This is a genomic window from Streptosporangium amethystogenes subsp. fukuiense (genome assembly GCF_042665875.1).
Lineage (GTDB): Bacteria > Actinomycetota > Actinomycetes > Streptosporangiales > Streptosporangiaceae > Streptosporangium > Streptosporangium fukuiense.
Genome location: NZ_JBHTEE010000001.1, coordinates 6678148 through 6699062 on the forward strand (window position 1 = coordinate 6678148; position 20915 = coordinate 6699062).

At 70.1% G+C, this 20915-nt stretch carries 17 protein-coding genes and 1 pseudogene; 5 read left to right on the forward strand and 13 right to left on the reverse strand.

Annotated elements, in window-relative coordinates; genetic code table 11:
• Position 1: 1 nt before the first annotated feature.
• The 5 genes from ACFQVD_RS29240 to ACFQVD_RS29260 all read right to left on the reverse strand — a co-directional run bounded on the left by ACFQVD_RS29240 (position 2) and on the right by ACFQVD_RS29260 (position 6383).
• Positions 2–2104, reverse strand: a complete 2103-nt coding sequence (locus ACFQVD_RS29240; protein WP_343961798.1) for an FUSC family protein — start codon at positions 2102–2104, stop codon at positions 2–4.
• Between the two features lie 61 nt (positions 2105–2165).
• Positions 2166–2645, reverse strand: coding sequence for a SixA phosphatase family protein (locus ACFQVD_RS29245; protein WP_343961796.1), 480 nt, complete (start codon positions 2643–2645; stop codon positions 2166–2168).
• Positions 2646–2826: 181 nt separating this feature from the next.
• On the reverse strand, positions 2827–5160 hold the full coding sequence (locus tag ACFQVD_RS29250; RefSeq protein WP_343961793.1) for a sodium-translocating pyrophosphatase: 2334 nt from the start codon (positions 5158–5160) through the stop codon (positions 2827–2829).
• A 423-nt stretch (positions 5161–5583) separates the two neighbouring features.
• Positions 5584–6030: an ATP-binding protein gene (locus ACFQVD_RS29255; RefSeq protein ID WP_343961791.1), complete on the reverse strand. Its 447-nt coding sequence runs from the start codon at positions 6028–6030 to the stop codon at positions 5584–5586.
• Positions 6031–6032: 2 nt separating this feature from the next.
• Positions 6033–6383 (reverse strand): STAS domain-containing protein, encoded by a 351-nt coding sequence (locus ACFQVD_RS29260; RefSeq protein ID WP_030916965.1) that lies wholly within the window; start codon positions 6381–6383, stop codon positions 6033–6035.
• A gap of 223 nt (positions 6384–6606) precedes the next feature.
• Here ACFQVD_RS29260 and ACFQVD_RS29265 point away from each other — a divergent pair, with 223 nt between their 5' ends.
• The gene (locus tag ACFQVD_RS29265; RefSeq protein ID WP_386274390.1) at positions 6607–8889 is read left to right on the forward strand and encodes a DEAD/DEAH box helicase; all 2283 of its coding nucleotides are present in this window, start codon (positions 6607–6609) and stop codon (positions 8887–8889) included.
• Between the two features lie 49 nt (positions 8890–8938).
• Here ACFQVD_RS29265 and ACFQVD_RS29270 read toward each other — a convergent pair whose 3' ends face one another.
• The 4 genes from ACFQVD_RS29270 to ACFQVD_RS29285 all read right to left on the reverse strand — a co-directional run bounded on the left by ACFQVD_RS29270 (position 8939) and on the right by ACFQVD_RS29285 (position 12683).
• Complete coding sequence (locus ACFQVD_RS29270; protein ID WP_343961784.1) at positions 8939–11071, reverse strand: hypothetical protein; 2133 nt, start codon at positions 11069–11071, stop codon at positions 8939–8941.
• A gap of 544 nt (positions 11072–11615) precedes the next feature.
• A complete protein-coding gene (locus ACFQVD_RS29275) occupies positions 11616–12014 on the reverse strand; it encodes an Rv3654c family TadE-like protein (RefSeq protein WP_343961871.1) in 399 nt (132 codons plus the stop codon).
• 64 nt (positions 12015–12078) lie between these two features.
• Positions 12079–12450, reverse strand: a complete 372-nt coding sequence (locus tag ACFQVD_RS29280; RefSeq protein WP_343961782.1) for a TadE family type IV pilus minor pilin — start codon at positions 12448–12450, stop codon at positions 12079–12081.
• Positions 12447–12683 (reverse strand): DUF4244 domain-containing protein, encoded by a 237-nt coding sequence (locus ACFQVD_RS29285; RefSeq protein ID WP_343961780.1) that lies wholly within the window; start codon positions 12681–12683, stop codon positions 12447–12449. Before ACFQVD_RS29285 ends, ACFQVD_RS29280 begins: the two co-directional genes overlap by 4 nt.
• A gap of 508 nt (positions 12684–13191) precedes the next feature.
• On the opposite strand from ACFQVD_RS29285, the gene ACFQVD_RS29290 reads away from it, so the two are divergent.
• From ACFQVD_RS29290 to ACFQVD_RS29305, 4 genes are all read left to right on the forward strand, one after another.
• On the forward strand, positions 13192–13827 hold the full coding sequence (locus ACFQVD_RS29290; protein WP_343961869.1) for an HAD family hydrolase: 636 nt from the start codon (positions 13192–13194) through the stop codon (positions 13825–13827).
• Between the two features lie 77 nt (positions 13828–13904).
• Positions 13905–14957, forward strand: coding sequence for a helix-turn-helix domain-containing protein (locus ACFQVD_RS29295; RefSeq protein ID WP_343961778.1), 1053 nt, complete (start codon positions 13905–13907; stop codon positions 14955–14957).
• 192 nt (positions 14958–15149) lie between these two features.
• Positions 15150–15548: a hypothetical protein gene (locus ACFQVD_RS29300; RefSeq protein WP_343961776.1), complete on the forward strand. Its 399-nt coding sequence runs from the start codon at positions 15150–15152 to the stop codon at positions 15546–15548.
• Between the two features lie 344 nt (positions 15549–15892).
• The gene (locus ACFQVD_RS29305) at positions 15893–16222 is read left to right on the forward strand and encodes a hypothetical protein (RefSeq protein ID WP_343961774.1); all 330 of its coding nucleotides are present in this window, start codon (positions 15893–15895) and stop codon (positions 16220–16222) included.
• Positions 16223–16394: 172 nt separating this feature from the next.
• Here the strand turns inward: ACFQVD_RS29305 and ACFQVD_RS29310 are convergent, their stop codons facing one another.
• The 4 genes and pseudogenes from ACFQVD_RS29310 to ssd all read right to left on the reverse strand — a co-directional run bounded on the left by ACFQVD_RS29310 (position 16395) and on the right by ssd (position 20559).
• A complete protein-coding gene (locus tag ACFQVD_RS29310; protein ID WP_343961772.1) occupies positions 16395–17024 on the reverse strand; it encodes a type II secretion system F family protein in 630 nt (209 codons plus the stop codon).
• A gap of 345 nt (positions 17025–17369) precedes the next feature.
• Positions 17370–18074, reverse strand: a complete 705-nt coding sequence (locus ACFQVD_RS29315; protein ID WP_343961770.1) for a type II secretion system F family protein — start codon at positions 18072–18074, stop codon at positions 17370–17372.
• A gap of 278 nt (positions 18075–18352) precedes the next feature.
• Positions 18353–19516, reverse strand: a pseudogene (locus ACFQVD_RS29320) (TadA family conjugal transfer-associated ATPase); the annotation flags it as partial.
• On the reverse strand, positions 19513–20559 hold the full coding sequence (ssd, locus tag ACFQVD_RS29325; RefSeq protein ID WP_343961768.1) for a septum site-determining protein Ssd: 1047 nt from the start codon (positions 20557–20559) through the stop codon (positions 19513–19515). The gene ssd and the pseudogene ACFQVD_RS29320, both read right to left, overlap by 4 nt.
• Positions 20560–20915 lie beyond the last annotated feature (356 nt).

Sequence of the window (20915 nt, forward strand, 5' to 3'; positions counted from 1 at the left end):
GCTAACAGCTCCTCGGGGCGGTCAGGGAGGCCAACCGTACGGCTTCGGCGCTGAGACCCCGCAGGGCGGGCCGCGCGGCGGCGGCGTGCCTGATGCTGCGCCGCAGACCCGTCATCCTGTCACCCGCCCCCTCGGCCAGCTCGTCCAGGCGGCGGGCGGCCAGCTCGTCCACGTACGCGCCGAGTTCGTCGAGGGCCCGGTCCAGATCGTCGGGCGGCGTTCCCTGCCGGTCCGTCCTGACCCCCTCGGCGGCCTTCTCCAACCGGTCGGCGACGAGGTCGAGGACCGCCCCCGTGGGGTCGGACTCGTTCCCGGGTGGCGGTATCGCGAACAGCGCGAGCGCGTTGTCCCGCAGCCGCCCGGCCACCGTCACCGCATCCCGCAGGCGCCGCGGCGCACCACCGCCCGGCTCCTTGTCCAGCCCGTCGAGCGAGTCGGCGAGCCGCCCGGCGGCGTCGGTCGCCGAGGAGATCCGGGCGTTCACCTCCCTGGGGTCCTGGTCGATCAGTGACCGCACCAGCGCGGCGTGCCGATCGAGCACCTCCGCGATGGCGGCGGTCAACGTGGCCCGGTACCCCCTGGACCACAGCAGCCGGGCGAAGAGCAACGCCAGCACGCCACCCGTGATCGTGAGCACCACCCTGGCCGCGGCCGCGCCCCAGTCGAGCGACAGGGCGAAGTCGGCCAGCATCAGCGAGAGCGGGGTGGCGAGCATCATCCAGTATCCGTAGCTGCACCCGCGCAGTGCGAAGCCCAACGCCGCGCAGACGGAGACGAACAGCGTCAGATACAGATGTCCCGGCGCGACCGCCAGCACCACCGCCCCGGCCACCGCGCCCACGGCCGTGCCCAGCACCCGCAGCCGCACCCGATCCACCGTGTCGCGGTAGGTCGGGCGGAGGCTGACCGCCACGGTCACCACGAACCACTTGGCGTAGTGCTCGTGGATCACCAGCATCAGCACCATGGCCGCGGTCACCGCCAGGCCCACTCTGATCGGGTGGTAGCCGGTCGTGATCACCGGTTTTCTCGACCGTACGAACTTCGGCAGGCGCGGCCCCATCTCGACACTCTCCGCCGCCTGCTGCTCCACCGAGCGCACGGCCATCGCGATCCGGTCCACACACAGGGTCACCTGCCCCAGCAGCGCGGCCGCGGGCAGCGGCGTGTCCCCCGCACGAGCGGTTCTGCGGATCTCCTCCACGCTGTCGGCGAACCGCCCGACGGCGGCAAGCGCCCCGGGCATCTCGGCCGAGCCGCCGAGCAGTGCCGCCTCTCGCAGCGCGCGGGCCAGCGCCCCGATCGCCTCGTCCAGCTCCCGGGTCCACTCCGTCCCGGCCCTCGCCTCCACCGTCTCCACCGCCGCCGCGCGCAACACGCGCAACGCGATCGTCTGCTGGAAGATGCGGGTCAGCGTGGCCGGGAGCCGCTCCGGCGACCCGTCCTCCTCCCCGGCGACCCGGTAGAGGGAGAGCGCCGCCTCCAGGTCCTTGAGCGCGGTGGCGGCCCGGTGGCGCAGCGACTCCCAGCTCTCGTCCGCGAGCGGTGCCCGCCCCCCGCCGGCCAGAAGGTCGGCGAGCGCCGTACCCGCCTCCTCCACGGTCCTGCGAAGCGGCCGGCGGCGGCGTAACGGCCAGATCGCCATGACCGCCAGCACGGCCAGCAGGCCACCGCAGGCCGAGGTCCCCATGTGGAGCAGAACGCCCATGCCGGAAGGGGCGAAGTAGGTCAAGGTCACGGAGAGGACCGCGGGTATGCCCAGCGCCCGCCAGTAGATGCCCGCCGCCGCGACCAGGCCGACCACCACGGCGGCGATCGGCCACGGGTGGGGGTGGATGAGCGCGCCGAGTCCGGAGCCGAGCGTGACGGTGGCCGTGGTGGTGAGCAACCTTCTGACCCGGTCGCCGTACAGCTGTCCGGGGGCGTCGCCGAAGAGCGTCAGATAGCCGCCCAGGGCCACCGAGGCGCCCTCCTCCAGACGGCCGAGGAGAACGCCGAGCAGCAGCGGGAAGCAGACGACCAGCATGCACAGCAGGCCGTACGTCCAGGCGGGAGGCCCGGAGAGCCGGAAGTCGACACGCAGCATGTCGACGAGCCCGCGCATGCCACCCCCGATCCCAGGGAGCGGTGGGCGCGGCTCCCCTCGTTACGCCTTGCCCCGACCCTCAGGGCTTCTTGGGGCTCCAGCTGGCGATCCCGCGGCCGACGTCGAGCTCCGTCCACTCGCCGTCCACCTCGATGACGGCGAACGCCCCCGGCGGGAACCCGGCGTCGCCGTCGTCCTCGTCCTCGGTGAGCTGCCTGACCAGCTCGTGGACGCCGGGGTTGTGACCGACCAGGACCAGCGTGCGCACCCGCGGATCAGTCCGCCGGATCAGCGTCAGCAGCTCGTCGGGGTAGGCCTCGTAGATGGCCGGCTCGAAGAGGACGTCCGCCCCGGGAAGGGCCAGGTTCGCGGTCTGCCGGGTGCGCACCGACGGCGAGCAGAGCACCAGGTCGGGGCGGAGGCCCTGCGCGGCGAGGGCCTCACCGACCCTGCGGGCGTCGTGCTCGCCGTCGGCGCTCAGGGGACGTTCGCGATCGGCGAGGCCGGAGGGGTTGGCCGCCTTGGCGTGACGCAGCACGACGAGCGTGCGCGCCGTCATCTCGAGGCCCACATGGCAAGGCCCACGATCACCGCGAACACCGCGGCCATCGCCAGCAGGATGAGGATGAGTGTTCTGCCTCCGGAGGGCTGCTGTTCCATATCGGCCAGTTTCCCATCGAGACGGTCCGCACATGCGGAAGGGGTGCACGCGGCCCGTGCACCCCTTCGTCAAACATTGCTCAGCTGGAGACCTGCTCCGGCTGGCGGTCGCTGTTGTTCTCCTCCGTCGGGGCGATGCCCGCCGAACGACGCTTGGAGATGACCACCGCGGCGATGACGATGCCCACCGCGAGCACCGTGATGCCGATGCGCAGCGCCGGGCTGTCCGCGTAGGCCACCACGGCCGGGGCGATCAGTAGCGCCACCAGGTTCATCACCTTGAGGAGCGGGTTGATCGCCGGTCCGGCGGTGTCCTTGAACGGGTCACCGACGGTGTCACCGATGATGGTGGCCTCGTGGGCCGGCGAACCCTTGCCGCCGTGGTGACCGTCCTCGACGAGCTTCTTGGCGTTGTCCCAGGCTCCGCCGGAGTTGGCCAGGAACACCGCCATCAGCGTGCCGCACGCGATGGCACCGGCCAGGAACGCGCCGAGCGGCGCGTAGCCGAGGGCGAAACCGACGGCGATCGGGGTCAGCACGGCCAGCAGACCGGGCGTGGCCAGCTCCCGCAGCGAGTCGCGGGTGCAGATGTCCACGACCCTGCCGTAGTCGGGCAACTCCGTGCCGGCCATGATCCCCGGCTTGGTACGGAACTGCTCGCGTACCTCGAAGACCACCCGGCCGGCCGCGCGGCCGACCGCCATGATCGCGAGGCCGGAGAACATGAACACCACCGCGGCGCCGATGATCAGGCCGACCAGCACGTTCGGTGAGTCGATGCTCAGGCTGAACGTGCTGAAGGAGCCCAGCGCCTCCTTGACGGAGGCGCCCGCCCTGACCAGCTCGTTCTCGACCGCCGTACGGAACGCGCCGAACAGCGCGGTCGCGGCGAGCACGGCCGTGGCGATCGCGATGCCCTTGGTGATCGCCTTGGTGGTGTTTCCGACGGCGTCCAGCGAGGTGAGGACCTGGGCACCCTCGCCCTCGACGTCGCCGGACATCTCGGCGATGCCCTGGGCGTTGTCGGAGACGGGACCGAAGGTGTCCATCGACACGATCACGCCGACCGTGGTCAGCAGGCCCGTTCCCGCCAGCGCCACGGCGAACAGCGCGACCGTGACGTTGCCGAAGCCCAGCAGGAACGCGCCGTAGACGGCGGCTCCGATGACCAGCGCGGAGTAGACGGCCGACTCCAGGCCGACGCTGATGCCGGACAGGATGACCGTGGCGGGACCGGTGCGGGAGCTCTCGCCGATGTCCCGCACCGGACGGCGGTTCGTCTCGGTGAAGTAGCCGGTGAGGATCTGGATGGCACTTGCCAGCACCAGGCCGATGAGCACCGCCCCGATCGCGATCAGGCGCGGGTCGGAGGTGATCGCGGCGATCTCCGGGCTCACCCCGGTCAGCCCGGAGAAGCTGGCCGGCAGGTAGAGGTAGGCCGCGACCGCGACGAGGATGGCCGAGATGGCCGCCGAGATGAAGAAGCCCCGGTTGATCGCGGCCATCGCGTTGCGGTCGCCCGCGCGCGGGGCGGTGACGAAGATGCCGATGATCGCCGTGATCACACCGATCATCGGCACGATCATCGGGAAGACCAGTCCCTCGACGCCGAAGGCCACTTTGCCCAGGATCAGGCTGGCGACGAGCATGACCGCGTAGGACTCGAACAGGTCGGCGGCCATGCCCGCGCAGTCGCCCACGTTGTCGCCCACGTTGTCGGCGATGGTGGCGGCGTTGCGCGGATCGTCCTCGGGAATGCCCTGCTCGACCTTGCCGACCAGGTCGGCGCCGACGTCGGCGGCCTTGGTGAAGATGCCGCCACCGACTCGCATGAACATCGCGAGCAGCGCGGCGCCGAAGCCGAAGCCCTCCAGCACGGCCGGGGCGTTGCCCCCGTAGGTGATCACCACCACGGCCGCGCCGAGAAGGCCGAGGCCGACGGTGATCATTCCGGCCACGCCGCCGGTGCGGAAGGCGATCCGCATCGCGAGCTTCTCACCCGACTCGCGGGCGGCGGCGGCGACGCGGACGTTGCCGCGGACCGCCAGCCACATGCCGATGAATCCGGTCAGCGCGGAGAACAGCGCGCCGACGACGAAGAAAGCCGATCTGCCGATCCGCACGCCGGTCGTCTCCGCCGGGAGGAGATACAGCAGGAACGGGATCAGGATGACGAATAGCGCGAGCGTCCGGAACTGCCGGGTAAGATACGCGGAAGCCCCTTCCTGGACGGCTCGCGCGATGTTTTGCATACGCTCGGTGCCTTGGCCGGCGGCCAGCACCTCCCGCACCAGTGTGCCGGCGACGGCGAGTGCGAGCAGGGCCACGACGGCGACCACGATCACGATGTTGAAGTGGTAACCACTCAGGGATACCGCTGGCTCTTCGACAGCGGCGAGATGGAGCACAGACATCCGACTCTCCTTGGCAAGACGGGAACACGTCCTGCCCGGAGTGCGCTGCCGAAGTGGTTAGACGAGCGGAGCGGCGCACATCCGGGATGGTTGGCAGTGCCGCTTCCAGTTGCAGACCCCCACGGAGGACGGCTCGCGTGCGGGCCGCTCCGAAGGATAAACCTTGGCCGGTCCCGGGAGTCTACGCAGCGAGGACGCGGATATGAAGCCTCTGCCCACGGACAATTGACGCCGAGTCCAGCACCTTTTACCTACCGGCCTGCTTATAACGGCATTTCGCCTGTCACACCTACCCCGCCAGCCTCTGTTTCCACTCAATTTCGGGTGTGAAATATCATGGTTATGTTTTGTCCAAAATTAGGTGCCGCACGACGAACAGCCGGGCGTGTCCATCTGGACAAGCCCGGCTGCCGAAGTCCTCTGTCAGGCCGGAGACAGGCCGTTCGTCGCCGCGGGCCAGCTCATGCGGATGCACATGCCCTTCTGGCTCGGGTAGACCTGAACGTCGTCGGCCAGTCCCGCGATGACCGCGATGCCGAAACCGGCCATCAGGTCGTCGGGAAGTTGCCCGAACGGATCGTCGAACCCCAGGAGGCCGCGATCGTGCTCCAGTTCGTCACTGGGGGCGGAGTCGGTGACGGTCACCTCGAAGCGCCCTGAGTCATCACGTAGCTCGATGCGGATCGGCTCTCCCGGACAGTGGAGGCGGTGTGCCTCCACGGCCCGCGAGCACGCCTCACCGACAGCGAGCCGTACCTCGTCCAGCAGTGACTCCTGCACGCCGGTGCGTCTGGCGATCGCCGTGGCGACCAGACGTGCCGTACGCACATGCGCGGGGAGAGCGCTGAACGTCAGTTCGACGGTAGCCACGACTACTTGTCTCGACCGTGAGCTTCCTTGGCCTCGTCGACCGAGGCGTAGATACCGAAGACCTTCGTCAGCCCGGTGATCCGGAAAATCTTCAGGATGCGCTCCTGAGTGCAGACAAGCTCCAGTGAGCCATCGTGCGCCCTAACTCGCTTGAGCCCGCCGACCAGGACACCAAGGCCCGTGGAGTCAAGGAAGTCGACCTTCTCCATGTTGACGAGCAGGTGGAAATTCCCCTTGTTGACCAGGTCGATCAGGAGCTCACGCAATCTGGGCGCGGTGTAGACATCAATCTCACCCTCGACCTCAACGATGGTGAGACGGTCCTCGGAATGGTGGTCCAACTTCAGATCCACAGATCCTCCAGCGCCTTGCCTGCGAAAGTACCGATTCGAGCTTGCCCTCCCGGGACCGGATGACCCCCGGACGACAAGCCCCGACGCGCGGCATTCAACCATGCGTACGCTCAGTGTCTATACGAAATCACGATTCCCGGCGACTCTGCCCACAGATGTGAGACTGAAACCAGTGACCCCGCCCTCATCCTCGCCCCTCCGAGCGGGTAACGCCCTCAATCGCCTGCTCGATGTTCCCGCACGTCGCGAGCGTGTCACCCATGTGGAGCACGTTCCCGCACGTCAGGCCGGTAAGACCCGGTGGCCGGACTGGGTTGACCAGCGATTGGTTACGCGCTGGGCGAACCACGGTGTTTCCGGCCTGTGGCCGCATCAGGCCGAGGCCGCCGAGCTGGCCCACCGTGGCCAAAACGTGATCATCTCCACCGGGACCGCCTCGGGCAAGTCCCTCTCCTACCTGGTCCCGGCGCTTTCCGCGACGCTCGACGGCGGCACGATCCTCTACCTGTCACCCAGCAAGGCGCTGGCCGCCGACCAGCTCCGCGCGCTGCGCGAGCTCGACCCGCCCGAGCTCCGTGCCGCCACCTACGACGGCGACACCTCCTTCGAGGAGCGGACCTGGGTACGCAGGCACGCCAACTACGTCCTCACCAACCCGGACATGCTCCATCGCGGCCTGCTGCCCCGTCACACCCAGTGGTCGGCCTTCTGGCGGCGGCTCCGGATGGTCGTCGTGGACGAGTGCCACGGCTACCGAGGCGTGTTCGGCTCCCACGTCGCCCAGATCCTGCGCCGCCTGCGCCGGATCTGCGTGCGCTACGGCTCACGCCCGACCTTCCTGCTCTCCTCAGCGACGGCCAGCGAGCCCGGGGCCTTCGCGAACCGTCTGACGGGCCTCCAGATGGCCGAGGTGACCACGGACGCCTCGCCCCGAGGCTCGACCACCTTCGCACTGTGGGAGCCACCCCTGACCGATCTGCGGGGCGAGGGCGGGGCACCCGTCCGTCGCCCCGCGACCGCCGAGAGCGCGGACCTGCTGGCCGACCTCGTCGCCTCCGACGTGCGGACCCTGGCCTTCGTCCGCTCCCGGCGGGCCGCCGAGTCCGTGGCCCTCACCACGCGGGCCAGGCTCGGCGACCTCGTCGCCGACGGGAGCGCGCCCGCGGACCTGCCCGACAAGGTGGCGGCCTACCGGGCGGGCTACCTGGCCGAGGACCGCAGGGGACTGGAGAAGGCACTGCGTTCGGGGGAGCTGCTCGGCCTGGCGACGACCAACGCCCTGGAACTCGGCGTCGACGTCTCCGGGCTGGACGCCGTGCTCATCGCGGGGTGGCCGGGAACCCGCGCCTCGCTCTGGCAGCAGGCCGGACGGGCCGGAAGGGACGGGCAGGACGCGCTGGCGGTGCTGATCGCCAGGGACGACCCTCTGGACACCTATCTCGTCCACCATCCCGAAGCCCTGTTCGGCAGGCCGGTGGAGACGATCGTGCTCGATCCCGGCAACCCGTACGTACTGGGCCCCCACCTGTGCGCGGCGGCCGCCGAGATCCCGCTGACCCACGACGACCTGGACGTCTTCGGCCCCACCAGCAAGGAGGTGCTCGCGGACCTGGTCGGTGACGGCCTGCTCAGGGAACGCGCCGCGGGCTGGTTCTGGACCAGCAGGGGACGCGCCACCGACCTCGCCGACATCCGCGGGTCGGGCGCCGCGCCGGTCCAGGTCGTCGAGATGTCCACCGGACGGCTGCTCGGCACCGTGGACGAGCCCTCGGCTCACTCCACCGTGCACGCCGGAGCCGTCTACGTGCACCAGGGAGAGACGTTCCTGGTGGCCGAACTCGACCTGGAGGCGGGGGTCGCGCTGGTCGAGGCCGGGGCGCCCGACTACACGACCTTCGCCAGGGATGTCACCGATATCTCGGTCATCGAGTCCCTCGACTCGCACCCCCTCGGTCCTGGAGAGCTCCACTTCGGCTCGGTGGAGGTGACCAGCCAGGTCGTGGCCTACCTCAAGCGCCGGGCCCAGAGCGGCGAGCTCATGGGCGACGAACCCCTCGACCTGCCCCCGCGCACGCTGCGGACCCGCGCCGTCTGGTGGACGCTGCCCACCTCGGCGATCATCCCCCTGGTCGAGGACGGCCTGGACCTCGGCGGCGCCGCGCACGCGGCCGAACACGCCTCCATCGGCCTGCTGCCGCTCTTCGCGACCTGTGACCGCTGGGACATCGGAGGCGTCTCCACCGAACTCCACGCCGACACGGGACTGCCCACCGTCTTCGTCTACGACGGGCACGAGGGCGGCGCCGGTTTCGCCGAACGCGGTTACGCCCGCGCGCGCGACTGGCTCACGGCCACCCGTGAGGCCATCGCCTCGTGCGAGTGCGAACGCGGCTGCCCCTCGTGCATCCAGTCCCCCAAGTGCGGCAACGGCAACGAACCCCTCGACAAGGCCGGAGCCCTCCGCCTGCTGGCCGTCCTGCTCTCCTGTGACGAGTCGCGGATGTGAGGGCCGTCGTCCCGGCGGCGGGCCGGGACGACGGCCCGTCGGAGACTGATCAGCTCATACCGGGGATGAAGCGATGCCCCGAGGACGAGAGGCCATCGCGCTCTCGTCGCCCGTCCCGGTCCTCGTCGCTACGGTCCTCGTCGTTGCGGTCCTCGGCCCAGAAATCGGTCGCGCCGGGCTGCGGGCGTGCCCAGAACCCGCTGTCCTCCAGGGAACGAGGCGCGGGCGGAAGGTAGTCGTCCCACCGGTCAGCCGTCCGGGCCGCGGCCTGTTCGGCATCACCGGCCTCGGAGAGCGGAGTCGCGCCGGGAGCGGGATCCGCGCCCGGCCGTCCAGCGTGACCTGCCTGCCCGGTCTCCGCGTACCTGGTCTCCGCGTACCCGGTCTCTGTGTGCTCGGCCTCCGCGCGCTCAAACCCCGCATGCTCGGTCTCTGCGTGCTCGGTCTCTGCGTGCTCGGTCTCTGCCTGACGGGGCCTCGCCTGCTGCGCCTCCGTCTCACGGTCAGTGACTTTCCGAACAGAGGCCAGCCGAACCGAAGCCGGCAGAACGGAGATCGGCTGAACCGGGGCATCCCTGATCGAGATGCGCTGAGCCGGAACGCGCCGGGCCGGAGCCGGCTCGGCCGAGACGTGCCGATCCGGCACGGGCCGATCCGAGGCGGGCCGATCCGGCACGGGCCGATCCGAGGCGGGCCGATCCGAGGCGGGCCGATCCGGGGACTGCCGGGGAGGGTGCGGGCGGCCCGAAGCACGGGAATCGGGCGATGGACTCCCCGGGGCCAGGCCGGTCTTGACCACGGCGAGGATGACCGCGGGACGCCGTGGGTCGACGGTGACAGCGGTGCCGCCCTTGCCCGCCACACCGCCCCTGCCACCGGTGCCGGTCGTGCCGTTCCTGTCCGCCGTGCCGCCACGGCCTGTCGTCTTGGCGTCCCCCTTCGCGTCCCGCCCACCGAGCGGCTCGGAGGCGAGGGGCACGGTCTGCCCGTCGCCTCCTCCAGCACGGTGCCTGTCCCCGCCGGCGGAACCGTCCGCCGCGGCCAGCAGCCTGCGACGGATCCAGGCACCACCGTGCGCGCCGAGAAGCAGCAGGACGAGAGCACCCGCGATGAAAAAGCCGTACTGACTCATACCGCCGGTCGGTACGTCAGATGACCCCGCCGTGCTGTTCGTATTCGGGGCGGAGTCCGCGCCGGTCGCTCCGGGGTCGGGGGCACTGCCCGCGCCTTCCTTCTTCTCCCGATCACCGCCGGCCCCCTCATTCGTCTTCTCGGCCGGCTCGGCGATCGAGGAGGTGGCGTCGCCGCCGTTCTCCGCCTTTTCCGAAACCCCGGGCTTCTCCGTTGGCGCGACCGCTGTTCCCGACGGCCGATTCGAGGCCCCCGTGGGCTTCTTCGCGGGCAACTGCGGAAGGTCGTGGACTCCGGCCTGCTTGTTCTCGCTCTTCTTTCCGCTTTTCTCGGTGTTCCGCCGGCTGCCCGTGTCGCTCTGGTTCGATCCGCTCCGAGTGCCGGAACTCTCCTGGCCACCGGTTTTCCTGCCGCTCTTCGCCACCGTGGCCGCCGGCACCTTCACCGAGGCACCCGCCGAGTTGCCTGAGGAGAGCGTGCCGCCACCGCCGTTGCCGCGCAGGGCCCGCACCGTGAACCCGATCCGCTGTCCGGCCGCCTTCGCCGGAACGGCCAGGGTCACTCTGCACGAACCGCCGGAACACGCACTGCCCACCCGCACGGACCCGACCCTGCCGGTCCGGCTCGTGGAGATCACATAACCCTGCAGGTCGGGCTCGGCGCCCCTGCTCCATCTGACGACCACCCGCTTGCCGTACAGCCGGGCGCTCACCCCGCTCGGCGTCGCCGGAGGAACGGCCTGGACCAGGGTCTTGCCGGTCTGGTGCCACTCGGCTCCGAGCACCTTGCCCCGCTGTTCAAGCCTGATCCGGTACCTGCCGTTCCGGTGATGGCGGGGATTCCAGGCGTAGGAGACCTTTTGATCTCCTTTCGCCACCTGCCTGCCATTGACGAAAAGGACCGCGTCGAACAGAAGATCGACTCTGCCGGAAATGACCACTGTGCTGTTGGAGGTCACCCGGGACGGGACGTTCAGCCGCGCCACGGCCTGCGCCGGATTCGCGGCGGTGAGCACAAAGGAGACGGACACGATCGACGCGATCATCGCCATGGCGACAAGTCTGCGAACTGTTGTCACGACGTTTCCCCTCGTCGAGAACCGCGCGTCATCCGGCCATCCGCCGTCCGTACGGTCACCCGGCGGCCGGCCCGTTCCCTCCTCCCGACCGGCTCGCACCGGTCCCGCCCTCCGCCCCCGCGATCGCGAGGCTGCCCGATGATGTCGTGTGACCTGGTGATTCGCATTTCGCCCTCCCCAGGCCGATCGGGAAACAACACGGATCACCGGTAAGCGGCACCTTACGTGAGCTTTCGGACTCTTGGACACGCCGTCCAAGAAGTCGTGATTTGATTGCGACCTTGTTTCCCGGAGCTTCGCGCATCCGGTTTCCCGAAGACCTCCGTCCGCCGATTCTCAGTGTTCGTCCGTGCGGAGCAGTGATCTGCCGCGTTGCCGTCGCGGCGTTCTTCTTGGCGGGAATCCCATTTCATCGGTGCGCGCCCGGCACGGCCGCCTGTTCTCACCCCTTCGAAGCCGTACTTGATCGCTTTCCGGTCGGTTCCCATCGGATTGTTGATGTGCTTTCATCCCCCCGTCACCGGCCTGAATCAGCGATGTGGACAGGGCCGGCACGTGCCCTGGCGCCGATCGACACCTCCCCCTTCAAGGGGAGTGAGACATCCATGGTCACCTCGATCTCCGCGATGCCGTCATTTCCCACCGAACAGCGAGTGACCCTGACCCCGTTGTCCGCAGCGAGCAGGGAGGCCCGCGCACAACTCCGGTCCGGGTCCGCGAAGGCCAGCCGAGCGGCGGTGAGCGCGCTCAGGTCGGCGGCACTCTGCGCTCGGTGGCGCGCGACCCGAGCCGTGCCCGCGACCATGACCACCGCCGCGACCGCGAAGAGCAAGGCCATGAGCCCGACCGTCCAGATGGTGGCCGACCCTCGCTCAGCCCCGCCGTCATCCACATCCTGCGGGCAGGACCGGCCCATCGCGGGGCTGCGGGAGCGGCTTGACGGCAAGCCGCTCTCCCCAGGAAGTGGAGGGGTCACGGATCTACCACTCCACTCCGGGCTCGGCGACGGAGGCGGCACTCGCGTGAACGGTGACGCCCGGAAGCGAGGCGCCCCAGCGCGGCCTGACGTTCACCGACACCTCCACCCGTGCCACTTCCGCGCTTCGGGTCACCACGACGGTCGCACCCGCGGGAGCCACGGACAGGGCGCTGCCGCGGACCCGCTCCAGCGACTCGCCGCGCGAGGCGGCCCGAGCCCCGGCCCGGGCCGCGTCCACGCACTCCAGCTGCGCCTCGACCGCCGACACCGCCCACAGTCCGGCTCCCAGCACGACCAGGAGGGCGGGCAACACCGCGGCCGTCTCCGCGGTCACCGACCCCCTGGTCCGACGCGCCGCCACGGGGAGAGTCATCCCGCCACGGTCAACGCTCGGTTGATCAGAGTTGTGATCATCTGTTGGACGTCGGGACTCGTCACCACTTTGAAAAGGAGGGCGGCGAAGGCGCAGGCCGCGATCGTTCCGACCGCGTACTCGGCGGTGGACATGCCACGGTCACGGCACGCACCGGTGGTCAGCAGCGCCCACCGGGCACGCGACCACCGCAGCCGATCATGTCGCTCACGAACCGTGCTCGTTCGAACCATCTGCTCCTCCTGGAGATCCCTGCCGGGCCCACCACCCGGCGTCGGTCACGCCAGGGTTCTCCATACGCCCACGCCCCCGTCGACCCGAACACGATTCTGTGGATAACCCGGGGATTTGACGAAAAACCTGTGGACAACTCAAGAAAACGGCAGCCGACATGACCCCTCGACCTGGCGGCATTCGCAGACAGGCGAAGCCTCGCAGGCCATGTCATCCAGGCGAACGCTCGGGACGTCTCTTACACATCCCCAGCCCCAGGAGCCACGACGACGAATCCGTACCCACGCCAACAGCACACGCAGCCCTATGGCAGCCACAGCACCCGCCCATCGGCTATCCCCAGCAGCACCCACAGCGGCCATACGGCCAGCCCCCGCCCGGTTGCGGCCAGGGGCAGTACCCCTTGCGTACAGTGCGAACAAGCGCGGCAGCAGTCGCGTCTCCCAGGTGATCGCCGCGCTATGCAATGCGCCGACAGCGAGCTGGCCTACCCTCCGAAGTGTGGTCATGACTGTGGTATTCGACATAGGCGAGACGCTGGTTCGCGATGACCGGTATTGGGGATCTTTAGCGGATTGGTTGAACGTTCCCCGCCACACCCTGTCCGCCCTGGTCGGTGCGGTGACAGCACTGGGCATGGACAACGCCGAAGCGGTCCGCCTCCTGCGTCCGGGCATCGACTTGCATGCGGTGCGCCGGGCTCGCGAGGAGGCCGGCCGGGGCGAGTTCCTCGACGAGAGCGACCTGTACCCCGATGTACGGCCCGGGTTGCAGGCCCTGCGCGATGCGGGATTTCGCGTCTGCGTCGCCGGAAATCAGACGACCAGGGCCGGTGACCTATTGCGAGGGCTGTTGATCCCCGCCGACGTGATCGCCACATCAGAGGAATGGGGCGTCGCGAAACCCGATCCTGGATTCTTCGACCAGGTCGTTCGGCTCGCCAGGGCTCCTGTCCACGAAACGGTCTACGTGGGTGACCACCCCGCGAACGACATCATCCCCGCGAAAGCTCTCGGTCTGCGCACGTGCATGATCCGGCGTGGCCCCTGGGGACACCTGTGGAGCACCGACGCGGCTGTACTGAGTGCAGCGGATTGGCAGATCGACAGCATCACGGAACTGCCATCTGCCCTGTCTGGATGAATGGAGCCGAGATGCCCCGCAAAGCCACTGGCGAAGGCCCAGGAGGTCGCATAGCCGCGATCCGCAGCGCACGCCGCATGACCCAGGAAGACCTCGCCCTGGCCGCCCATATCTCCCTCAGCCTGCTCCGGAAGATCGAGCAGGGTACATGCGTCGCCAGCGACCCCGTCCTAGACGCCATCGCCGCGGCGTTGAGCATTGCCCCCTCCCGGCTCCTGGGCAACTCTGGCCGCCTCGACGGCCGCGTGCATGACGCGATGCCCGCACTTCGCGAGGTCATCACCACCTACGACATCCCTGACGAAGGTCCGGTGCGCTCCATGCCCGCGTTTCGAGCATCCGTCACCGGCGCGGTCCAAAAACGCCTGGGCGCGCAGTATGTGCGGCTGTCGCAGATCCTGCCCGAACTGCTCGGCGAACTCATCCGTGGAGTGCACGAGCCGGGTGATCCCGCAGGCATCTCGGCATTGCTGGTGGCCACCTACCGTGCGGCCGATGCGGTTGCCTACAAATACGGGTACCTGGATTTGTCGGCCCGGCTGATCGAGCTGATGCGCCAGACCTCGACCGTCGCCGAGGATCCTCTGCTCAGTGCGTCCACGGCGTATGTGCGGACCGAGGTCTTCTTCGCCACACACACCTACCAGGCGGGCTTACGCGCACTCGAATCCGCGATAGACCAGCTGCCGCGAAAACCCGGGCCGCTGTGCCTCGGCGTCTTGGGATCACTGCACATGCGGGTGGCCGTCATCGCCGCGCGAGCAGCCCACACCGACACCGCCATGGCTCATCTGAGGCAGGCGCGGCAACTCGGTGACCAGGTCCCCGAGGACATCTACTACGGGACCGCGTTCGGCCCCTGCTCAGTGCGCGCCCACGAGGCGTCGGTGGCCATCGGCCTGGGAGACCTTCGGCTCGCCCTCAGCCTGGCCGACGACTGGTCGCCGCCGCTGGATATGCCCGCCGGGCGCCGCAGCGGCTTCTTCATTGATCTGGCCAGAGCACAGTTGTGGGCCGGTCAGAAAGACGCGGCCTTCGAATCGCTGCTGACCGCACGCCGGATCGCGCCACAGCACACGCGTGAACACCCATGGGTCCGCGAGGATGCCGCGCCTGCACCGGGCCAGTAGCGAAAGCCTGGTGGGTTTCGCCGAATGGGTCGGCTTGGTCTGACTTCGGGGTGACACAGGCTGTGTCACTTCCCCAAGAGCCAACGAAGCACCATGGTGACCGTTCGAATCGAAGCATGGGCGGACGGTGACAATACGTCTTGCCCGCGCAAAGGGCGAAGCCCGCAGGCGCTGACACGCCGTACGGGCCCCTTGATCAGGAAGGGACTCCTGAGCGGATGCGGACCCGCCTCTCCGATCACCGCCCCACCACCAACCGCCCTGGAGTACGCCCAGGACCTGGCCGCCATACTGGCCGAGATTCACCACATCCGCGCGGACGTCCACGAACTCGCCTCCGGCAACGCCATCGTCTCCGTCCATTACGGGCTGCTGGCCTACACCGACGGTGAGCGGTTCTGGTGGACCGGCCCCGAACTCAACCACGCAGGCAGCCCGCTGCTCAGCTCCGAGTTGACACTACTCGCGGCTGCCAGACAGCTCGCCGAGCACCACGCCGTCTTGCGTGACAAGGACGCTGCAGACCTGCTGCGCGGTGGGCTGCCGCTACTGGCCGACGTGATCCTGGCCGAGCATGTCGACCCGCGCTGACAGCGACGCGGCCCGAGCCGCCCAGCAGGTACAACAAGCATGCCCCCACCTGGTTCGTCATGTGGAGCCTGCGCCACAGGCGCTTCGAGGCTTGGCAGTGCACCGACCCGGCGCGCTGCCACATCGTCCACGCGACCAGCGCCGCTGAGCTGTGGGGCCTCATGGAGCAGGCAGAAGCCGACCCCCGGCGGACCTCACCAGCCGCCTACACCCAGTGCGGCCAACCGTCCGGGTTTGCCACTCCCGGTGGCCCCCGAGCCCGTTCCCCGCCCTCGCGCTCTGCCACCGGACCGCCTCGAACGAACCCCGGGGCCATGTCCCTCGTCGTAGGAAAGGAGCCGATCGTGATCCCGCCCTACGACACCCCGGAAGGCGACCGACTGAACGTGACCAAGTGGCATCCCGGTGCCATCGCCGCCCTCAAGCACCTGCGTACCGAGCTTCACGCCCACCGGATCTACCCGACGATCTCCTACGACCGAGGGCAGCCTCGCCTCGTGATCAGTGCCGAGCTGAGCGTGTGGGCCGACCGCGCGGGCACGGTCTTCTGCTGGGGCACCTGCTTCCTCGAAGAGCCCGCCGACCAGGCGCCGACAGAGGACCTACCGCAGGTCGCGCGCCGCCTCGCCGGACGACTCGGGAAGCACTACGCCGAACCGGTGGACTCGCCCTGAACCACGCCGCGACACGGCGCTCCCACCTCCCGTGCCATCGCATCCCTAACTCCCCGCAGGCGGTGGTGCGCGAGCCAGGGACCGTCCGCGGGGCCAGAGACGGCCGCACACCACTCTCATCCCACGGACACGGCCCCCGATCGAAATAACGGTTTCCCAGCGGTGACGGTCGTCAGGGAAGGAGCACCTCGCCGGCGAGGCCGGCCACGACGGGGATGATGCCCAGGAAGACGAACGCGGGCAGGAAACAGAGCCCCAGGGGAGCGACCACCTGGACGCCGACCCGTTGGGCGGCCGCCGACGACGCGGCGCGGACGGCACGGCGGAAGTCGTCGGAGAGCCTGGTGAGGACGTCGGCCACCGGTGCGCCGCTGGCTGCGGCCCGGCTCATGGCACGGGCCAGCGGGGCGAGCGAGCGCTCGGCGGCCAGGGCCTGCCAGGCGCTCTCCGGTGCGGCTCCCAGTCTCAGTTGGCCACTCACCCAGGCCAGTCTCTCGCCCAGTGGTCCCGCGATCGCCTCCGCCGTGACGTCGACGGCTCCGGTGATCGGCTGGCCCGCGCGCAGGCAGGCGACCATGAGATCGGCCGCCAGCGGCAGATCCGCCGTCAACCGTCTGTGTTCCTCGCGCACTTCGGGTGACTCTCGCCTCCGCAGCACCGCCAGCGCGATCCCGGAACCCGCCGCCCCGACGACCGCTCCCGGCAGACCTCCCACGGCCAGGAACGCCGCCGGCCCCACGGCGAGGGCCGCCGCGATCTCACCCCGGCTCGGCCGCCGCCTTACCTCCGGATCACGAACCATCCCGGCGAACGGGCCGCGGGCCGTTCGCGCGACCGGATCCCGGGCCGTCCCCGTGGACAGACCTCGGCCTGTCCGCGCAAACGGGTTCCGAGCCGTCCTCACAGGCAGGTCCCGAACCGGTCTCGCGAACGGGGCTCGGACCATCCCCGTGGCCGAGAAAAACGTGGGTGCTTCGGCCTCTGGCCGTACTTTCGGAAACCCGGCCAGGTGTGCTGAGCGCCATACGCGGCGGAGCCGGTCGGCGGGTTCGCACCGGGCGATCCACAGCCGGACGGCGATTCCGGCGAGCACCACGGCAAGCAGAATGATCATTCTTTCTCCTTTCGCGATCCGGGCCAGGGGGTGTCAGCCCCGCTGGGCCCGGGCGACCAGGCGATGGGTCCACCACAGGCCACCGGCGTCGAGTGCGAGACCGACGACCAGACAGCCGACGCCCGCCGGACCGCCGAACAGGAAGTGCAGCGGGCGCATGCCGAGGCCGGCCGCCATCAGCAGACCGAGGACGGGCAGACCTGCCAGCAGGCGGGCCGTGGCGCGAGGGCCGGCGAGTTGGGCGGCGACGTCCTGGCGATGGCTCTGAGCCTCTCTCAGGGAGGCTGCGACACGATCGACAAGGACGGCCAGGCCCGCCCCCGCTGTCACGCTCACCTTCCAGCAGGCGGCCAGTGCCCGGAAGGCCTCGCCGCCCTGCTCCGGCGCCACGGCCAGTAAAGCGGCGGGTACGTCACCCCCGTCCCTCGCGGCCGCGACCAGCGGGCGCAGAGCCTCGGGATCGGGAAACCCCGCTGCCCGCACGGCCCGCGCCAGCGCGTCACCGGCCGTCCGTCCCGCCGCCAGTTCGGCGGCGAGGCCCTGACAGAGCTCGATCGACGCGACCCGCCAGGCCGCCACGCGCCGGGAGGGCCGCGAGTGAGCGGCGAACCTCTCCCGCAAAGAGGGCGAGGCGACCGGGCCGCGACGGCGCAGGCGGCCCAGGCGGGCGGTGCCGGAATCCGCACCCGTCCACAACCAGGCCGCCAGGGTGACGAGAACCAGGGCGGCCGCCGTCATGACGTCGGCTCGCCGGGACTCGGGCAGCCGGGAACGTCCGGGCGTGTCTTCCGGCGAGACGGGGGTGAGGGGACACCGGACCCCGAGGCGTCGGAAGAGACCTCTCGTGGACGCGCGGGACCCCGGGCGTCCGGACACGGGCCGCCGAGAGCCTCGAAGGCCACGGTGTCCCGGTGGGAGGCGACCGGTGGGGCCTCGGACGGCCCGTACGACCCTGGCGGGCGGGGGGACAGGTAGGGCCTGCGGCGGGGAGCCGGCGAGGCGGGGATACCGGGCGCTCGGGCTGCGAGGGCCGGTAGGCCGGGGCCGGGGCTCAACCGGCCGTCCGGGGCGAAGGTGAGGGCCGGTTCGGCCTCCACCAGTCCCGAGGGGCGGCGGATCATCATGCAGATCTCGGCGACCCGGCGGCGCCCGTCGGCGTGGTCGCGAACGAGGTGGATGACGACGTCCAGGGCCGCGGCGATCTGGCTGTGGACCGCCTCCCTGCTGAGACCCGCCGCGCATGCCAGCGCTTCCAGGCGGGGTGGCACGTCGGTCGCGGTGTTGGCGTGCAGGGTGCCGCAGCCTCCCTCGTGACCGGTGTTCAAAGCATTTAGAAGATCAACCACTTCCGCCCCCCTCACCTCGCCGACGACGAGACGGTCGGGGCGCATCCGCAGGGCCTGACGGACGAGGTCACGCAGGCCGACACCACCGGCGCCCTCAAGGTTGGCCGGGCGTGCCTCCAGGCGGACGACATGGGGATGTAGCGGTCTCAGCTCGGCGGAGTCCTCGACCAGCAGCAGCCTCTCCCCGGCATCCGCCAGGGAGAGCAGGGCCGACAGCATGGTCGTCTTGCCGGTCCCCGTACCCCCGGTGACCAGGAAGGCGATCCTCGACTCGATCACCGCGGTGAGAACGGCGACGCTTTCCGCCCCGATCGCGCCCGCCTCGACCAGATCGTGCAGGGTGAGGGTGCGCCGAGGCGGGAGTCGCAAGGACAGGCAGGTGCCGTTGGGCGCCACGGGCGGCAGGACGGCGTGCAGCCGGACACCTCCCGCCAGGCGGGCGTCGACATAGGGACAGGCGTCGTCGAGACGTCTGCCCGCGGCGGAGGCGAGCCGCTGCGCGAGCCGCCGGAGCGCGTCCTCGCCGGGGAAGACGATCGAGGTCAGGCGCAGCCCGTTCCCGTCGTCGACCCACACCTCGCGCGGGCCGTTCACCAGCACATCGGTGACCTGGGCCTCGGCCAGCAACGGCTCCAGTGGACCCGCTCCGATGAGATCGGCGCACAGGACCCGGGCCACCGCCAGGATCTCCGCGTCGCCGAGCATCGCCCGTTCGGCCCGCAGCGCTACCGCGACGTGCGCGGCACTGGGCTCGACTCCCGTCCTGGCCAGCCGCACCCGGACCGCCTCCACCAGCTCCGGCGAAACCGCCGGCGCGCGCTCGGCCCGTTTCACCTGTCCGCCCCGAGCCGCTCGTGCAGGAAAGCGGCGCAGAACCGTCCGAGAGAGGTGCGACGGCCGAGTGGGGGAACGTCCCCCCGATCAAGCGCGGCGGCGAGGCGAGGCTGGTCGGGGAGGCTACCGCCGTGCGGAACGCCGAGCGAGCCCGTCACCACGTCGTCGTTCAGGACCCCGCTGCGCACAACCGCCCGCACCTCACCGGTGTGCTCGCGCAAGGAGGCCAGCACCTGTGCCGCAGCGAGCACGCCGCGCACGTCGGCGGTGACGACCAGGAGGGTGGTGCCGGCTCGGCCGAGCGCCTCCACCGCGGCCTGGTCGAGGTGGCGCGGCAGGTCGACGACCACCAGCTCGAAGCCCCTGCGCCCCGCTTCGAGGACCGAGCGCATCGCCTCGGCCGGGATCGGCTCGACCTCGCCCCGGCTGAAGGAGAGCAGCGTCAGTCCCGCGAAGGTCGGCAGGGCCGCCTGGAGCGCCGTGCAGCTGACCCTGCCCTCGCGGGCGACCAGATCCGACCAGCGCGCTCCGTCGGACTCCTCCTGGCCAAGAAGGAGATCCAGTCCTCCGCCGAGCGGGTCGGCGTCGATCAGAAGGGTGCGGATGCGTCGGCGGGACGCGGCCAGCGCCAGCGAGCCCGCCAGCACGCTGGCCCCGGCTCCGCCGCGCCCGCCCGCGACGCAGACCACGAGTCCCGGCTTGGCGGGTGGCTCGACGACGTCTGCGAACTCGTCGACCAGCCGACGCTCCGCGGCGGGCAGCTCCAGCACGGCCTGGGCGCCGACCGCGACGCACCTGCGCCATGTGTCGGGGTCGTCGCAGGTTCGGGTGACCAGGAGGACACGGGGGCGAGGTGGCGGTCCGGTCGAGGCCAGCGCGTCTGCCATGTCGTCACCGACGACGACCAGCGGAGCACGGTTCCAGTAGGGCCGGGCGTGTGCGGGCGCGTGGGCGACGTCAAGCTCGGCTCCGGCCGCGGCGGCGATGCGGAGCAGATCATCGAGCAGATCATGGTCTTCGGTGATGACCAGCGGGCGGTCCACTGATGCCTCCTGGGATGCGGGGACCCCACCCTCCGCGACGGCTCCCCGTCCGCGAGGTACCGAACGCCATACTGTGGACGACCGGCTCCGAGGTGACCCGGCCTGTGGAAAACCAGCGCCCAGAAGAAGCCGTACGAGCGCGGAAGACACCGAACACCTCAGCGGGCCGGCCTCGCACGTTCGGGTGCGTGGGCACGTCACCCCGAGAAACCGGGGCGGGAGTGACCGCTGGGAAAAGAGGCGACCCCCGCCGGGGGGAGGACGGGGGTCGCCGACCGGTCCGGCTCTGGGGGGGTAGAGCCGGTCCCGTTTCAGAAGAAAGCTTCAACGGCCAACCAGAGCATGGCAAAGGATTG

Coding starts and splice junctions, on each gene's coding strand:
- ACFQVD_RS29240 (WP_343961798.1), bottom strand. CDS start 2,104: ATGCGCGGGCTCGTCGACATGCTGCGTGTCGACTTCCGGCTCTCCGGG.
- ACFQVD_RS29245 (WP_343961796.1), bottom strand. CDS start 2,645: ATGACGGCGCGCACGCTCGTCGTGCTGCGTCACGCCAAGGCGGCCAAC.
- ACFQVD_RS29250 (WP_343961793.1), bottom strand. CDS start 5,160: ATGTCTGTGCTCCATCTCGCCGCTGTCGAAGAGCCAGCGGTATCCCTG.
- ACFQVD_RS29270 (WP_343961784.1), bottom strand. CDS start 11,071: ATGGCGATGATCGCGTCGATCGTGTCCGTCTCCTTTGTGCTCACCGCC.
- ACFQVD_RS29275 (WP_343961871.1), bottom strand. CDS start 12,014: ATGGGCCGGTCCTGCCCGCAGGATGTGGATGACGGCGGGGCTGAGCGA.
- ACFQVD_RS29280 (WP_343961782.1), bottom strand. CDS start 12,450: ATGACTCTCCCCGTGGCGGCGCGTCGGACCAGGGGGTCGGTGACCGCG.
- ACFQVD_RS29285 (WP_343961780.1), bottom strand. CDS start 12,683: ATGGTTCGAACGAGCACGGTTCGTGAGCGACATGATCGGCTGCGGTGG.
- ACFQVD_RS29290 (WP_343961869.1), top strand. CDS start 13,192: ATGACTGTGGTATTCGACATAGGCGAGACGCTGGTTCGCGATGACCGG.
- ACFQVD_RS29295 (WP_343961778.1), top strand. CDS start 13,905: ATGACCCAGGAAGACCTCGCCCTGGCCGCCCATATCTCCCTCAGCCTG.
- ACFQVD_RS29310 (WP_343961772.1), bottom strand. CDS start 17,024: ATGGTTCGTGATCCGGAGGTAAGGCGGCGGCCGAGCCGGGGTGAGATC.
- ACFQVD_RS29315 (WP_343961770.1), bottom strand. CDS start 18,074: ATGACGGCGGCCGCCCTGGTTCTCGTCACCCTGGCGGCCTGGTTGTGG.